This is a genomic window from Streptomyces sp. NPDC048111 (assembly GCF_043202815.1).
Lineage (GTDB): Bacteria > Actinomycetota > Actinomycetes > Streptomycetales > Streptomycetaceae > Streptomyces.
In genome coordinates this window covers 95,632-110,887 of the sequence record NZ_JBIDBD010000018.1, presented here as the reverse complement: position 1 = coordinate 110,887, position 15,256 = coordinate 95,632, and the positions used below count along the sequence as shown (strand labels likewise).

At 70.6% G+C, this 15,256-nt stretch carries 12 protein-coding genes; 6 read left to right on the top strand and 6 right to left on the bottom strand.

Annotation, left to right across the window (positions count from 1 at the left end; all coding sequences use genetic code 11):
- Positions 1-81 precede the first annotated feature (81 nt).
- A complete protein-coding gene (locus ACGF3I_RS25100) occupies positions 82-1,098 on the bottom strand; it encodes an aldo/keto reductase (RefSeq protein ID WP_393135616.1) in 1,017 nt (338 codons plus the stop codon).
- 144 nt (positions 1,099-1,242) lie between these two features.
- Between ACGF3I_RS25100 and ACGF3I_RS25095 the strand changes: the two genes are divergently transcribed.
- Positions 1,243-1,431 (top strand): DUF6243 family protein, encoded by a 189-nt coding sequence (locus tag ACGF3I_RS25095; protein WP_393135614.1) that lies wholly within the window; start codon positions 1,243-1,245, stop codon positions 1,429-1,431.
- 98 nt (positions 1,432-1,529) lie between these two features.
- Here the strand turns inward: ACGF3I_RS25095 and ACGF3I_RS25090 are convergent, their stop codons facing one another.
- Positions 1,530-2,990 (bottom strand): MFS transporter, encoded by a 1,461-nt coding sequence (locus tag ACGF3I_RS25090; protein WP_393135612.1) that lies wholly within the window; start codon positions 2,988-2,990, stop codon positions 1,530-1,532.
- 111 nt (positions 2,991-3,101) lie between these two features.
- On the opposite strand from ACGF3I_RS25090, the gene ACGF3I_RS25085 reads away from it, so the two are divergent.
- Positions 3,102-3,977, top strand: a complete 876-nt coding sequence (locus tag ACGF3I_RS25085; RefSeq protein WP_393135610.1) for a helix-turn-helix domain-containing protein — start codon at positions 3,102-3,104, stop codon at positions 3,975-3,977.
- 52 nt (positions 3,978-4,029) lie between these two features.
- Here ACGF3I_RS25085 and ACGF3I_RS25080 read toward each other — a convergent pair whose 3' ends face one another.
- Positions 4,030-5,490, bottom strand: coding sequence for an MFS transporter (locus ACGF3I_RS25080; protein WP_393135608.1), 1,461 nt, complete (start codon positions 5,488-5,490; stop codon positions 4,030-4,032).
- Positions 5,491-5,666: 176 nt separating this feature from the next.
- Between ACGF3I_RS25080 and dusB the strand changes: the two genes are divergently transcribed.
- The 3 genes from dusB to ACGF3I_RS25065 all read left to right on the top strand — a co-directional run bounded on the left by dusB (position 5,667) and on the right by ACGF3I_RS25065 (position 11,587).
- The gene (gene dusB, locus ACGF3I_RS25075) at positions 5,667-6,812 is read left to right on the top strand and encodes a tRNA dihydrouridine synthase DusB (RefSeq protein WP_393135606.1); all 1,146 of its coding nucleotides are present in this window, start codon (positions 5,667-5,669) and stop codon (positions 6,810-6,812) included.
- A gap of 441 nt (positions 6,813-7,253) precedes the next feature.
- Positions 7,254-9,977, top strand: coding sequence for a pyruvate, phosphate dikinase (gene ppdK / locus ACGF3I_RS25070; RefSeq protein WP_393135604.1), 2,724 nt, complete (start codon positions 7,254-7,256; stop codon positions 9,975-9,977).
- Between the two features lie 578 nt (positions 9,978-10,555).
- Positions 10,556-11,587, top strand: a complete 1,032-nt coding sequence (locus tag ACGF3I_RS25065) for an ArsR/SmtB family transcription factor (RefSeq protein WP_393135602.1) — start codon at positions 10,556-10,558, stop codon at positions 11,585-11,587.
- On the opposite strand, the gene ACGF3I_RS25060 is transcribed toward ACGF3I_RS25065, so the two are convergent.
- Genes ACGF3I_RS25060 through ACGF3I_RS25050 form a run of 3 tightly spaced genes read right to left on the bottom strand, consistent with a single transcriptional unit; the run spans position 11,545 to position 14,581 of the window.
- Complete coding sequence (locus ACGF3I_RS25060) at positions 11,545-12,417, bottom strand: carbohydrate ABC transporter permease (protein WP_393135600.1); 873 nt, start codon at positions 12,415-12,417, stop codon at positions 11,545-11,547. The two genes, ACGF3I_RS25065 and ACGF3I_RS25060, sit on opposite strands and share 43 nt — an antisense overlap.
- Positions 12,417-13,325 (bottom strand): carbohydrate ABC transporter permease, encoded by a 909-nt coding sequence (locus ACGF3I_RS25055; RefSeq protein WP_393135598.1) that lies wholly within the window; start codon positions 13,323-13,325, stop codon positions 12,417-12,419. Before ACGF3I_RS25055 ends, ACGF3I_RS25060 begins: the two co-directional genes overlap by 1 nt.
- Positions 13,326-13,330: 5 nt before the next feature.
- Positions 13,331-14,581, bottom strand: a complete 1,251-nt coding sequence (locus tag ACGF3I_RS25050) for an ABC transporter substrate-binding protein (RefSeq protein WP_393135597.1) — start codon at positions 14,579-14,581, stop codon at positions 13,331-13,333.
- Positions 14,582-14,837: 256 nt separating this feature from the next.
- Between ACGF3I_RS25050 and ACGF3I_RS25045 the strand changes: the two genes are divergently transcribed.
- On the top strand, positions 14,838-15,242 hold the full coding sequence (locus ACGF3I_RS25045) for a VOC family protein (RefSeq protein WP_393135595.1): 405 nt from the start codon (positions 14,838-14,840) through the stop codon (positions 15,240-15,242).
- The last annotated feature ends 14 nt before the right edge of the window (positions 15,243-15,256 follow it).

The window sequence follows — 15,256 nt, the reverse complement described above, 5'->3', positions numbered from 1 at the left end:
GGCCTGTGGACAACCCCGGGTGACGGACTTGTCCACAGGCCACGACGGCCCGGAAAGACCCACGACGGACCCGCCCGGCACTCAGTGCTCGCTGTCCAGATGCGCCATCTGCGCCTGCGGATACCGCTCGCCCGCCGCCGCGCCCGCCGGCACCGCCGCCTCGATCGCGGCGAGATCGGCCGCCGTCAGCTCCACGCCGAGGGCGCCGAGCGCCTCCGCGAGCCGGTCCCGGCGGCGCGCACCGATCAGCGGCACCACGTCCACCCCGTGCCGGGGGCCCTGCGCGAGCACCCACGCGATCGCGATCTGCGCGACCGACACCCCCTTCTCCTCGGCGATCTTCCGCAGCGCCTCCACGAGGTCCAGGTTGTGCTGGAGGTTCTCGCCCTGGAAGCGCGGACTCATCCCGCGGAAGTCGCCCGCGGCCAGCTGCCGGTCACGCGTGAAGTGCCCGCTGATGAGACCCCGCGACAGCACGCCGTACGCGGTGACGCCGATGCCCAGCTCGCTCGCCGTCGGCAGGATCTCCTCCTCGATGCCCCGCGAAATCAGCGAATACTCGATCTGGAGGTCCGAGATCGGAGCCACCGCGGCGGCCCGGCGCAGCGTGGCCGCACCCACCTCGGACAGGCCGATGTGCCGTACGTGTCCGGCCTGCACCAGCTCGGCGATCGCGCCCACGGTTTCCTCCACCGGCACGTCCGGGTCCAGGCGCGCGATCCGGTAGACGTCGATGTGGTCGACGCCGAGGCGCTGGAGCGAGTAGGCGGCGAAGTTCTTCACCGCGGCGGGCCGGCCGTCATAACCGGACCAGCCGCCCTCCGGGTCGCGCAGCGCGCCGAACTTCACGCTGGTGAGCGCCTGTTCGCGGGCCGCGGCGGGGGCGCTGCGCAGCGCCTCGCCGATCAGCATCTCGTTGTGGCCCATGGCGTAGAAGTCGCCGGTGTCGAGCAGGGTGACGCCGGCGTCGAGCGCGGCGTGGATGGTGGCGATCGACTCGCCCCGGTCCGCTTCGCCGTACAGCGCCGACATGCCCATGCAGCCGAGGCCGAGTACGGAGGTGCGGGGGCCGGTGGCGCCGAGAGTGAGGGTTCGCATGAGGGGACTCCCTTGGGGTTCGGGGTCTACGAGTGGGGATGGATCCACCATGGCATGACAGCTGACAGATTTCAATATCTGTCAGTCGTCACCGCCCCCGAAACCTGGTACGACCCACCCCTCCCGGCCGGGTACCGTCGCCCCATGGCTAAGAGTCGCAACAACCTGCTCGGTGTCGGTGGACAGCGCAAGAAGGTGTCCCGCAACGGAGACCAGGGCTCGGTCCAGGGGAGCGCGGCCGACCGCAGGGCCGCCGTGGACAAGAAGGAGGAGTTGCTGCGCAGGATGCGTGAGCGCGCCAACCCCGCGGTGACGGAGTCCAGCGAGAGCTGACCCGGAGCGTCCCAGGACGTGGAACGGCGAAGGGCCCGGAACGTGACGAACACGTTCCGGGCCCTTCGCGGTCGGCGGCTCACCCTCACCGCTCACCCTCACCGCATGACGCGCGGCAGCCGCAGGCTCAGCAGCGCCGTCACCACGATCAGGCCGAGCTGCACGAGCAGGGTGACCACGAGCGCGTCGCGCATGCCCGCCGACGGGGCGAGCGCCAGGAAGAGCGAGCCCAGGGTCGCGACGCCGAGGGCGAGCGCGGACTGCTGGGTGGTGACCACCACGCCGCCGCCCACCCCGGCCCGGTCGGCCGGTATGTCGGAGAGCATCAGGCGGATGAGGACCGGGAGTTGGAGGCCCTGGCCGAGACCGGCGACGGCCACGCCCGGGGCCAGTTCGGCAACCGTCAGGCCGGACCAGCCCTGCCACACGGTCACGGTCAGCACCGCGATGCCCACCGCCTGGATCACGCCGCCCGCCGTCACCACGCGGGTGCCGAACCGGCCGATCAGCCGCGGCCCGGCCAGCGAGGCGGCGAAGAACGCCAGCGCCATCGGCACCAGGGCGAGTCCGGCCGCCACCGGGCCCATCCGCAGCCCCTGCTGGAGCACCACGGCGACCACGAACATGAACCCGCTGAAGCCGATCGAGAACGGCACCACCATGATCAGCCCACGCCGCAGTGATTCCGTCGACAGCAGGCTCGGCGGCACCAGGGGCGTCCGGCCCAGCCGGTCACCGCGCCGCTCCACCAGGAAGAAGCCGGCCGCCGCGAACGGGAAGACGCCGAGCGAGACCCAGGTCCACAGCGGCCAGCCCGCCGCCCGGCCCTCGGTGAGCGGGAGCAGCAGCGAGATCAGGGACAGGGCGAGGAGCAGGGTGCCGGGTCCGTCGATGCCGGCCGGGCGGTCCGAGCGGGTCTCGGGCATCGCGCGGGCCGCGAGGAACAGGCCCGCGATGGCGACCGGCACGTTCACCAGGAACACCGAGCGCCAGCCCGACCCGGCGATGTCCGCCGCGACCAGGACGCCGCCGAGGATCTGCCCCGCCACCATGGACAGGCCGGCGGTGGCCCCGTACAGGCTCATCGCCTTGGCGCGGCGGGGGCCCTGCGTGGTGGCCTGGATGGTGGCGAGCACCTGCGGCATCATCAGCGCCGCCGCGGCACCCTGTGCCACCCGCGCGCCGACCAGGGTCCACGCGGTGGGGGCCAGGCCGCAGGCGAGCGAGGTGAGGCCGAAGGCGGCCATGCCGATCAGGAAGAGGCGGCGGCGCCCCGCCATGTCGCCGAGCCGGCCGCCGAGCACGAGCAGGACCGCATAGGCGACGCCGTACCCGGAGACCACGAGTTCGAGCAGCGCCGGGCCCGCCGCGAGGTCGCTGTCCATGGACGGCAGGGCGACGTTGACGATGAAGAAGTCGATCAGGGGCAGAGCCGCGCCGAGCAGTACCGTGAACAGCCCGAGCGGTCCGATCACCGCCGCGTGCCGGGTGACCGGCACCGTGGCGGCGGGGGAGAGAGGGGAGGGGGTGGAGGTCGTCCGTACCGTTGTTTCACTCACGCCGTAGACGATCCTCCCGTTCCCAGCCTGGTACCAGAGTCTTCTTATCCTGGTACAAGGACTACCTGGCAACCGGCTGACAGGGGCCCGCGGGTGCGGCACCCTGAAGCCATGAGCACTGTGGCCCCGGCGAGCGACGTCCGCCGACACGAGCTGGCCGAGTTCCTGCGCAGCCGCCGCGAGCGCATCACCCCCGAACAGGTCGGGCTGCCCCCGGGCCGGCGCCGCCGCACCCCGGGCCTGCGCCGCGAGGAGGTCGCGCAGCTCAGCGCGGTCGGCGTCACCTGGTACACCTGGCTGGAGCAGGCCCGCGACATCCAGGTCTCCCCGCAGGTCCTGGACGCCCTCGCGCGCGCCCTGCTGCTCGACCCCAGCGAGCGCAGCCACCTCTTCTCGCTGGCCGGCGCGCTCGACCCGACGCCCAACGCGGCCTGCCCGAGCGTGACTCCGGCGCTGCGCGCGATGCTCGACCAACTGGGCCCCATCCCGGCCTGCGTCCAGAACAGCCGCTACGACATCCTGGCCTACAACCCCACCTACGGGCGGCTGCTGTGCGACCTGGACGCGGTGCCGCCCGAGGACCGCAACTGCATGTGGCTGGCCTTCACCGACCCCCAGTGGCGGGCCTCGGTGGTGGACCTCGCCGAGATGAACCGGGTGATGGCCGCCAAGTTCCGCGCCTCCATGGCCGAGCATCTGACGGAGCCGGCCTGGAAGGCGCTGCTGACCCGGCTGGAGGGCGCGTCGCCGGAGTTCCGCGAGGTGTGGGCCCGGCACGAGGTGGTCACCCAGGGCGGCAAGACCAAGTACCTGCGCAACGCGGACGTCGGGCTGCTGCGGGTCGAGCACACCAATCTGTGGCTCGGCCCCTCGGCCGGCCCGCGCCTGGTCATGTACGTACCGACGGACGACGAGAGCCGCGAGCGCCTGGAGCGCCTCGAAGCACTCACCAAGGACGCCGAGGCGCTGGTGCCGGCCGGGTCCTGAGCGTGCGGGGGCCGCGCCGGCCCTCCCCGCACGCGCCCCGCTCGGGCCCGGGTCAGGCGCTGATGTCCGCCCGGGCGTGGGCGGCCGGTCCCTCCAGGCGTTCGGCGGTGCGCAGCGCGGACGCGCGCGCCCACCGTCCGCTGGTCGCGAGCCCCACGAACAGCACGCTCACACCGCAGCCGGTGATGATCCACCAGGCGGGCCGGGCGGCCCCGGCGAAATGACCGGCGTACCCGCCGGAGGCCACGCCCGCCATGCCGCCCGCGAGGACCGCGCCGATCACGGCGACCCCCAGCGTCTGCCCGATCTGGCGGCTGGTGGAGGCGACCGCGGCGGCCACGCCCGCCTGGGAGCGGGGCATCCCGGAGACCGCGGTGTTGGTGATCGGCGCGTTGACCATGCCGAAGCCGAGCCCGAACAGGACGTACCCGGTGAACAGCAGGGCCGTGGTCCGCTCGGCGTCGAACACGGCGAACAGCAGCCCGCTCGCGGCCATCGCGATCCCGGCCACGAGCAGCGAGAGGCGCGGGCCCCGGCTGCCGACCAGCCGCCCGGACAGCGGCGCGCACACGAAGGTCAGCGCGGCCATCGGCAGCATGTGGAGCCCGGCGTTCAGGGCGCTCAGACCGCGTGCGTTCTGGAGGTACAGGGTGTTGAGGAAGAGGAACCCGCTGAGCGCGGCGAAGGCGGACACCGCGATGACGGTGGCGCCGCTGAACGGGGCGCTGCGGAAGAACCGCAGGTCGATGAGGGGTTCCGCGCGCCTCGGCTCGTACACCAGGAGTGCGGTGAGCGAGGCGACGGCGAGCGCGGCGAAACCGAGGATCTGCGGCGAGGTCCAGCCGGCGTCGGGCACCTCGATGATCGCGTACGTCAGTGAGCCGAGCAGCGCGATGACCAGGAGCTGGCCGACCGGGTCGGGGCGGCGGGGCTTGGGGGCGCGGGACTCGGGGACGTAGCGCCAGGTCAGGAAGAGGGCGAGCAGGCCGACGGGGAGGTTGAGCCAGAAGATCGAGCGCCAGCCGACGGACTCGACGAGCACCCCGCCGACGATGGGGCCCGCGGCCATCGAGATGCCGACGACGCCGCCCCACACGCCGATGGCGCGGGCGCGTTCGCGCGGGTCGGTGAAGGTGTTGGTGATGATCGACATGGCGACGGGGTTGAGCATGGAGCCGCCGACGGCCTGCACCATGCGGAAGGCCACCAGCGACGGCAGGTTGGGCGCCAGCGAGCAGAGCACCGAGCCGATCGTGAAGAGGATCAGGCCCGCCTTGAAGACGCGGCGGCGGCCGATGCGGTCGGCCGTGGAGCCGGACAGCATCAGGAGGGAGGCCAGGACGAGGGTGTAGGCGTCGATCGTCCACTGCATTCCGGAGACCCCGGCGTGGAGCTCCTTCTGCATGGAGGGCAGGGCGACGTTGAGGACGGTGTTGTCGAGGCTGACGATCAGCAGGCTCATGCAGCAGATCGCCAGGATGAGCATCCGTCGGCGGTGGTTCGGCTCGGACATGGCTTCGATAGTACGCCTAACTAATGAACACCCCACTGATTAACCGCGGCGGTTCCGGACGGGCGAAGCCGAACGGGGCAGAGCCGGACGGAGCGAGGCCGGACGGGGCAGTGCCACCCCCCCTCGTCGCACGCCGGACCCGGGGTTGTCCACAGGCCCCCGGGCGCACGCGCGCGATGCGCGACAATGAACAGATGACCACGCTCTCCATCGGCCCCCACACCGTGCAGCCGCCCGTGGTGCTCGCCCCCATGGCGGGCATCACCAACGCCCCCTTCCGCACCCTGTGCCGCGAGTTCTCCGGCGGCAAGGGGCTGTTCGTCAGCGAGATGATCACGACGCGGGCGCTGGTCGAGCGCAACGAGAAGACCATGCAGCTCATCCACTTCGACGAGACCGAGACGCCGCGCTCGATCCAGCTCTACGGGGTGGACCCGGTGACCGTCGGCAAGGCCGTCCGCATGATCGTGGACGAGGACCTGGCGGACCACATCGACCTCAACTTCGGCTGCCCCGTGCCCAAGGTGACCCGCAAGGGCGGCGGCTCCGCCCTGCCCTACAAGCGCCCCCTGTTGCGCGCGATCCTGCACGAGGCGGTCTCCAACGCGGGGGACCTGCCGGTCACGATGAAGATGCGCAAGGGCATCGACGACGACCACATCACGTTCCTCGACGCCGGCCGCATCGCCGTCGAGGAGGGCGTGACCGCCATCGCCCTGCACGGCCGCACCGCCGCCCAGCACTACGGCGGCACCGCCGACTGGGACGCCATCGCCCGCCTCAAGGACCACGTCCCCGAGATCCCGGTGCTCGGCAACGGCGACATCTGGTCCGCCGAGGACGCCCTGCGCATGGTCAAGGAGACGGGCTGCGACGGTGTCGTGGTCGGACGCGGCTGCCTCGGGCGGCCCTGGCTGTTCGGCGACCTGGTGGCCGCCTTCGAGGGCACCGACTCCTTCGCGCGCCCCACCCTGCGCACCGTCTCCGAGGTCATGCTGCGGCACGCGACGCTGCTCGGCGAATGGATCGGTGACGAGCGGCGCGGTGTGATCGACTTCCGCAAGCACGTGGCCTGGTACCTGAAGGGCTTCGCGGTCGGTTCCGAGATGCGCAAGAGCCTGGCGATCAGCTCCTCCCTGGACGAGCTGGCCGCTCAGTTGAGCGAGCTCGACCTGGACCAGTCGTGGCCGGACGGCGCGGACGGCCCGCGCGGCAGAACGTCCGGAAACAACCGGGTCGTCCTGCCCGACGGCTGGCTGAAGGACCCCTATGACTGCTCCGGCATCAGCATGGAGGCCGAGCTGGACACCTCCGGCGGCTGATCCGGGCCCGTCCCGGGGTGCCGGGCGGGTCCGCGCGAGGGCCGCGGGGTGGTGCGCAGGCGGTCCGCAGGCTGGAATTCCGCTCGATCGAGCGCGTGATTCTCGCCACCCCTGATAGGGGTTGCGCTCAGATGAGCACTTTCCGCGTGGCTGCATCTCTGAAAGGGGTGGCACTGAGTGCCACCCCTTCAGTGTTCACTTGGTGAACTCACCTGGTCTGCAAGTCGCTCACATGAGCGGTTCAGCGGCCATACGACCCTCGCCTCCTTCGAGTCCTGAACGCACACCCCGGGCGATCGTTACGCGCCAGTCACTTTCGATCTGGTGGCGGACGAGTGGTTACGACCCCGTGACGCACAAGTGGACGTACCCAGACACCTTCGATCTGGGTATGTTCCTCGCCGTCAGGGCAGCCACCGCGGATTCGAGGAGTCGAGACCCGTGTCGGAAGACAAAGACCTCCAGCACACCCAGAAGTTCGTCTACGACTTCACCGAGGGGAACAGGGACCTCAAGGACCTGCTCGGCGGGAAGGGAGCGAACCTCGCCGAGATGACCAACCTCGGTCTCCCGGTCCCTCCCGGGTTCACGATCACCACCGAGGCGTGCAAGGTCTACCTCGACAGCGGTGACGAGCCCGCCGAGCTGCGCGACGAGGTCACCGCGCACCTCGACACCCTCCAGCAGACGATGGGCAAGAAGCTCGGCCAGGCCGACGACCCGCTCCTCGTCTCGGTCCGCTCCGGCGCCAAGTTCTCGATGCCCGGCATGATGGACACTGTCCTCAACATCGGGCTCTCCGACGCCTCGGTGACCGGTCTCGCCAAGCAGTCCGGCGACGAGCGCTTCGCCTGGGACTCCTACCGCCGCCTCATCCAGATGTTCGGCAAGACCGTGCTCGGCGTGGACGGCGAGCTGTTCGAGGAGGCCCTCGACGCCGCCAAGGCCGCCAAGAAGGTCACCGTCGACACCGATCTCGACGCGAGCGACCTGAAGAAGCTGGTCAAGCACTTCAAGAAGATCGTCAAGGCCGAGGCCGGGCGCGACTTCCCGCAGGACCCCCGCGAGCAGATGGACCTCGCGATCTGCTCCGTCTTCGAGTCGTGGAACACCGACCGCGCCAAGCTCTACCGCCGTCAGGAGCGCATCCCCGGAGACCTCGGCACCGCGGTCAACATCTGCTCCATGGTCTTCGGCAACCTCGGCCCCGACTCCGGCACCGGCGTCGCCTTCACCCGCGACCCCGCCTCCGGGCACCAGGGCGTCTACGGCGACTACCTGCAGAACGCGCAGGGCGAGGACGTCGTCGCCGGCATCCGCAACACCGTGGCGCTCGCCGAGCTGGAGTCGATCGACAAGAAGTCGTACGACCAGCTCATGGGGATCATGGAGACCCTGGAGACCCACTACAAGGATCTCTGCGACATCGAGTTCACCATCGAGCGCGGCCAGCTGTGGATGCTCCAGACCCGCGTCGGCAAGCGCACCGCCGGCGCCGCCTTCCGCATCGCCACCCAGCTCGTCGACCAAGGACTCATCGACGAGGCCGAGGCGCTCCAGCGCGTCAACGGCGCCCAGCTCGCCCAGCTGATGTTCCCCCGCTTCGACGAGTCCGCCACCAGCGACCTCATCGGCCGCGGCATCGCCGCCTCGCCCGGCGCCGCCGTCGGCAAGGCCGTCTTCGACTCGTACACCGCCGTCAAGTGGTCGCGCTCGGGCGAGAAGGTCATCCTGATCCGCCGCGAGACCAACCCCGACGACCTCGACGGCATGATCGCCTCCGAGGGCATCCTCACCTCGCGCGGCGGCAAGACCTCGCACGCCGCCGTCGTCGCCCGCGGCATGGGCAAGACCTGTGTCTGCGGCGCCGAGGAGCTGGAGGTCGACACCAAGCGCCGCCGCATGACGACGCAGGCCGGCACCGTCATCGAAGAGGGCGACGTCGTCTCCATCGACGGCTCCACCGGCAAGGTCTACCTCGGTGAGGTCCCCGTCGTGCCGTCCCCGGTCGTCGAGTACTTCGAGGGCCGCATGCACGCCGGGGCCGACGACGCCGACGAACTCGTGGGCGCCGTCCACCGCGTCATGGCGTACGCGGACCGGGTACGCCGCCTGCGCGTACGGGCCAACGCCGACAACGCCGAGGACGCCCTGCGGGCCCGCCGCTTCGGCGCCCAGGGCATCGGCCTGTGCCGTACCGAGCACATGTTCCTCGGCGAGCGGCGCGAGATGGTCGAGAGGCTCATCCTCGCCGACACCGACGACGAGCGGGAGACGGCACTCAGTGCCCTGCTGCCGCTCCAGAAGAAGGACTTCGTCGAGCTGTTCGAGGCGATGGACGGCCTGCCCGTCACCGTGCGCCTCCTGGACCCGCCGCTGCACGAGTTCCTGCCCGACATCACCGAGCTGTCGGTGCGCGTCGCCCTCGCCGAGTCCCGCAAGGACGCCAACGAGAACGACCTGCGCCTGCTCCAGGCCGTCCACAAGCTGCACGAGCAGAACCCCATGCTGGGCCTGCGCGGGGTGCGCCTCGGCCTGGTCATCCCCGGGCTGTTCGCCATGCAGGTACGGGCGATCGCCGAGGCCGCGGCCGAGCGCAAGAACGCCAAGGGCGACCCCCGCGCCGAGATCATGATCCCGCTGGTCGGCACCGTCCAGGAACTGGAGATCGTCCGCGAGGAGGCGGACGCCGTCATCGCCGAGGTCGAGGCCGCCACCGGAACCGAACTCAAGCTGACCATCGGCACCATGATCGAGCTGCCCCGCGCCGCCCTGACGGCCGGCCAGATCGCCGAGGCCGCCCAGTTCTTCAGCTTCGGCACCAACGACCTGACCCAGACGGTGTGGGGCTTCTCCCGCGACGACGTCGAGGCCAGCTTCTTCACCGCCTACCTGGAGAAGGGCATCTTCGGAGTCTCGCCCTTCGAGACCATCGACAAGGACGGCGTCGGCTCCCTCGTGCGCTCCGCCGTCGCGGCCGGCCGCGCCACCCGCCCCGACCTCAAGCTCGGCGTCTGCGGCGAGCACGGCGGCGACCCCGAGTCGGTGCACTTCTTCCACGAGGTGGGCCTGGACTACGTGTCCTGCTCGCCGTTCCGCATCCCCGTCGCCCGCCTGGAAGCCGGCCGGGCCGCCGCCGAGTCCAAGGGCAGCGACTCGCGATAAGACCCCGGAGCCGCCGCCGGGTCCCCGACCCTCACCACCGATCCGGTGGCGGCTCCGGTCCACCAAGAAGGGGCGGTCACCCTGTGCGGGGGTGGCCGCCCCTTTTGCCTTCGTGCCGCCCCGGTGTCGCCTTGGCGGCCACGCCGCACCCGGTAAGCGTTTGCCATACGGCGCCCGCCCTACACCACCAGGGTGTGCGAGCGCTTAATTCCTGTTGAATGGCGGACATTTAACCGGGAGATGGCCGGAAATGCAGAGTGCGGTTCACGGATCCCCACCCATGAACCGCACTCTGTCAACCGCGCCGAGCACGGAGCCGCCACCTACGCCCACCGCCGCCAGACGCTGTGAAGCCCCCCACGGTCTTCGCAGTATCTTTCCGGTCGGCTCGGTGTCGTGCCCGACGAGGTACAGCTTTTCGTCCCCGGCGCCCCTTGCGCGAGGCCTTTCAACTGTGGCTGAAAGGCCCGTGGTCACGGGCAGTGACGGGAGGCATACTCAGTCGAGTCGATCGGGGGATCAATTGCGGGTGCAACAACAGGCAACAGGTTGCACCCCACTGGACAGGTGGGGTTTCGGTGCTGCGCATTCATTTCACCGGCGAGGACTTGGCCCGGCTCCGTATGGCGCCGGGTCCTGACACGCTGTGGGAAACGATTCTCAGCTTTCACCGCTTAAGGGACCGGCGCGGTGCGTCCGTATTCGGTGAATGGCGACAGGAAACTCGCGCCAGGCTGGCCGGAGAAACGCGATTGCTCTCCGCGATCGTCCCGTGCCGCGGGTATTTCCCCGACTTTCTCACGCCGCCCCAGGGCCCGCATTCCCTCGACAGCGGACTCGAACAAATCCGCCAGACCGCACCGGAGCGTCTGACCGCCGAACTCTCCCGCCTGCCGGGCGGGCGGCCCACCACCGGCTGGGCCGCCCGGCTCGCCGACGGTCACACCCCCCAACTGGGCCGCCTGGCCGACACGTTGGCCGCCTACCACCAGGCGGCGATCTCCCCGTACTGGGCCCACATACGTACCCGCGTCGACGCCGACCGCGCCGCCCGGGGGCGGGCCCTGCTCGACGGCGGCGCCGACGAACTCCTCGCCTCCCTGCCGCCGATGCTGCGCTGGCGCGCCCCCGTCCTGGAGGCCGACTATCCCGTCGACCGCGAACTCCACCTCGACGGCCGGGGGTTGCTCCTCCAGCCCTCGTTCTTCTGCCGCCGCACCCCCGTCGCCCTCCAGGACCCGCGGCTGCCGCCCGTCCTCGTCTACCCGGTGACCCACACCCAGGCCCCCTACGAATCCCCGCCCGGGCCCGACCGCGGCGCCTGTCTTGGCCGCCTGGTGGGACACACCCGCTCCAGCGTGCTCCAGTCCATCGGCAACGGCTGCACCACCAGCGAACTCGCCCGCAGGGCAGGGGTGTCCCTCGCCTCCGCCAGCCAGCACGCCGGAGTGCTGCGCGACGCCGGGCTCCTGGTCACCCTGCGGCACGGCAACTCCGTCCTGCACACCCTGACCCCGCTCGGCACCGCCCTGCTGAGCGGCGGCACCCCCCGCGTGCCGCGGCCCCGTCAGTCGTCGATCCCCGAACGCTCCACACCCGCCACGATGTAGCGCTGGAGCAGCAGGAAGACCAGGACCAGCGGGACGACGGACACCGCCGCGGCCACGAACAGCTCGTGCAGGTTGACCACTTGGGCGCTGGTGAAGGTGGACAGCGCCACCTGCACCGTCCAGGCGTCCCGGTCCTGGCCGATGACCAACGGCCACAGAAAGGAATTCCAGGCACCGATGAACACAATCGTGCCCACCGCCGCGAACACCGGACGGGCATTGGGCACGACGATCCGCCAGTACGTCCGCCAATATCCAAGACCGTCGACGCGGGCCGCATCCTCCAGCTCTCGTGGAAATCCCGTGAAGAACTGGCGAAAGATGAAGCACGCGAACCCCGAGAACAACGTCGGGACGATCAGGCCGCGCAGGCTCGACACCCAGCCGAGGGACGAAACGAGAACGAAACTCGGGACGAACGTGACCGCCGAGGGCACCATCAGCGTCCCGATCACCGCGTAGAAGACCTGGTTGGCGAAGCGGTACGGGATCCGCGCCAGCCCGTACCCCGCGAGCGAGGCGAACAGCAGGGTCCCCACCGTCGTGGCCACCGCGATCAGCGCCGAGTTGAGCAGCGAGCGCGCCATCGGCACCGCGGGATCCTCGAACAGCTCCCGCACGTTGGACCAGTGCAGCGTGGACGGGAAGAACGTCCAGTCGGGCGACGTGATGTCCCGCTCGGCCGCGAGCCCGTTGCGCACCAGCAGATAGAACGGCACCAGGAACACCAGCGCCAGCGCCACCAGCACCACCCACCGCAGCGCCCGCCCCGCCCGCACCAGACCCTCCTCACGCCGGCCCCCGCCGCCCGGCACACCCGCGGCACCCATCAGTCGCCCTCCTTGCGGCCCAGACCGAACCAGCGGGCCTGGAACACCGTCACCACCGCGATGATCAGCGCCAGGATCACCGCACCCGCACTGCCCATCCCCAGGTCCTGCCCCTGCCCCAGCGCCGTGTAGTACAGGTACACCAGCGGCGGCCGGGCATACGGCGGATAGCCGCGGGCGTCGGAGAGCAGGTTGTAGAACTCGTCGAACGCCTGGAACGCGTTGATCACCAGCAGCAGCACCACCGCCACCGACGTCGCCCGCAGCTGCGGGAACGTGATGTGCCGGAACACCTGCCAGCCCGGCCGCGCCCCGTCCACCGCCGCCGCCTCGTACAGCCGGGGGCTGATCCGCTGGAGCCCCGCCAGGAACAGGATCATGTAGAACCCGGCCTGCAACCACAGCCGCACACTCACGATCACCAGCCAGTACCACGGCGGATGCGTCGTCGATAGCCACGCCGTCTGATCCACCCCGAACCGGCCGAGCACCGTGTTCACCAGCCCGAACCGCACCCCGCTGAAGAGGGACATCTTCCAGATCAGCGACGCCACCACATACGAACACGCCGCCGGCAGGAAGAACACCGAACGGAAGAACGCCTGCAGCCGCCCCACCCGGTGCACCATCAGCGCGAGCCCCAGCGCCAGCGCGTACGTCGCCGGCACGATGAACAGCGAGAACACCGCGAACGTGCCCAGACTGGAAGTGAACGCCCCGTCCCGCAGCATCGCGGCGTAGTTGCCGAACCCCACGAACCGGGTCGGCGAGACCGTGTTGTGCGCGTCGAAGAAGCTCAAGGTGACGCTCCACAGCAGCGGAACGTACGTGAACAGCGCGAGCCCGGCGGCGAACGGCCCGACGAAGACCCAGAACCACAGCGTGTCGTGCGCAACGCGTCGTCGCACGGCGCTCAGCGCTTCCCCACCCGCGCCAGCTCCCCGTTCACCGTCCGCACCACGGCCTTCAACTCCCCCTCCGCGCCCGCCCCGTCCTTGATGATCCGGCTCAGCGCGTCCTGGTACGCGCTCTGCGCCGCCGGCGTCCACAGCAGCGGCTGGGCGTACCCGTGCTCCGTCACGAACCGCACCACGTCCGCCGCCGCGCCCTCCCGCAGCTTCGCCGCCCGCTTCGCCAGCGAGAGCCGGGCCGGAATGTGGAAGCCGTAGGACAGCGCGAAGTCCTCCTGAAAATCGGTCCGTTCCACCCACAGCCACTTCACATAGGCCTCCGCCTGCACCCGGTGCCCCGAACGCGCCGACACCGCCGCGGCATAGGCCCCCACCGGCACCGACGGCCGGCCGCCCGGCCCGTCCGCGGGAAACGGCAGCACCCCGAAATCGTCCCCCAGGGCCTTGCGCACCGCAGGCAGCGCCCACAGACCCGACCACTGCATAGCGGTCAGACCCTGCACGAACGCGGCCGGATCCGACCAGTCCGACGGCGCCCCCAGCAGCAGCGACTTGTCCGCGTACAGGCGGTGCAGCTTGCCGAGCGTGCGGGCCGCCGCCGGATCGTCGAACCCCGCCCGGCCGTCCGCCGTCACCAGGCTCAGCCCCGCCGCGTACAGGGGCGTACCGCCGAGGACCCCCGCCCCGCCGTCATTGCCGAGGAACAGGCCCTTCACCTTGTCGCGCGTCAACGCGGCCGCCGCGTCCACCAGTTGGTCGAGGGTCGTCGGCGGCCGCACCCCCGCCGCCGCCAGCAGGCTCTTGCGGTAGTACAGGAACTGGGTGTCCACGACCTGCGGGATCCCCCACACCTTGCCGCCGTACGTCTTCGGCGCGAGCACCGCCGGATGGAAGTCGTCGCGCACCCCGTCGAGCAGCGCCGTCAGATCGGCGACCTGACCCCCCTGGATCTGGTCGAGGGTGGGCCCGTTCACCTCGAAGACGTCCGGCCCCGCGTCCGTGAGCAGCGCCGCGGCGGTCTGCTGGTCGTAGTTGCCCGGCCGCCACTGCACCGACACCCTCGCCCGGTCGTACGCGGCCGCGTACCGCCGCACGGCCGCCTCGGTACCCGCCTCGCCGTACTGGTGGTACCAGTGCCCGAGCGCCACCTTGCCGCCCGAACTCCCCTGATCACGGCCCGTGTTGGAGCCGCAGGCGGTGAGCAGGCCGAGTGCGGCCCCGGCGCCGAGCAGCGTCCGACGGCTGATCGTCATGGTGTACGCCCCCTGTTCGTCATCCCCGGTACGACATCTGGCTGTACGGCTCAACGATCAACCATGCAGGGGGATTACGACAGGGGTGTGTCGAGGGTGTGTCGACCTCGGGCGGGAGAGACGCACGGTGAGCGGACGGCGGCGGCGCGTGACCGGCGCGACGGCGCGAAACTTTCTTCCGGCACCGCGATGAGTTTCCGCGCGGGCCGCCGTCTACCCCTCGTAAGCAACGACACCACCCGCGAGGGAGCACACCATGCCCACCATGATCTTCGTCAATCTGCCGGTGAAGGACCTGAACCGCTCGAAGGACTTCTTCACCGCCCTGGGCTACTCCTTCAACCCCCAGTTCACCGACGAGAACGCCGGCTGCCTGGTCATCAGCGACACCATCTTCGCCATGCTGCTCACCGAGCCGTTCTTCAAGGGCTTCACCCGGCGGGAGATCGCCGACACCGCCACCACCGTCGAGTCCATCGTCTGTCTCAGCGCCGACAGCCGCGAGGAGGTGGACCGCCTCGTCGACACCGCCCTCGCCTCCGGCGGCTCACCCGCCCAGGAGACCATGGAGCAGGGCCCCATGTACGGCCGTTCCTTCCTGGACCCCGACGGCCACCACTGGGAGGTCATGTACATGGACCCGGCCGCGATCAACGCCTGACCGGGGCGCGGCCC

Excerpts from the sequence above, each read along its gene's own strand:
- ACGF3I_RS25100 (WP_393135616.1), bottom strand. The coding sequence starts at position 1,098 with ATGCGAACCCTCACTCTCGGCGCCACCGGCCCCCGCACCTCCGTACTC.
- ACGF3I_RS25095 (WP_393135614.1), top strand. The coding sequence starts at position 1,243 with ATGGCTAAGAGTCGCAACAACCTGCTCGGTGTCGGTGGACAGCGCAAG.
- ACGF3I_RS25085 (WP_393135610.1), top strand. The coding sequence starts at position 3,102 with ATGAGCACTGTGGCCCCGGCGAGCGACGTCCGCCGACACGAGCTGGCC.
- ACGF3I_RS25080 (WP_393135608.1), bottom strand. The coding sequence starts at position 5,490 with ATGTCCGAGCCGAACCACCGCCGACGGATGCTCATCCTGGCGATCTGC.
- dusB (WP_393135606.1), top strand. The coding sequence starts at position 5,667 with ATGCGCGACAATGAACAGATGACCACGCTCTCCATCGGCCCCCACACC.
- ACGF3I_RS25060 (WP_393135600.1), bottom strand. The coding sequence starts at position 12,417 with ATGGGTGCCGCGGGTGTGCCGGGCGGCGGGGGCCGGCGTGAGGAGGGT.
- ACGF3I_RS25050 (WP_393135597.1), bottom strand. The coding sequence starts at position 14,581 with ATGACGATCAGCCGTCGGACGCTGCTCGGCGCCGGGGCCGCACTCGGC.
- ACGF3I_RS25045 (WP_393135595.1), top strand. The coding sequence starts at position 14,838 with ATGCCCACCATGATCTTCGTCAATCTGCCGGTGAAGGACCTGAACCGC.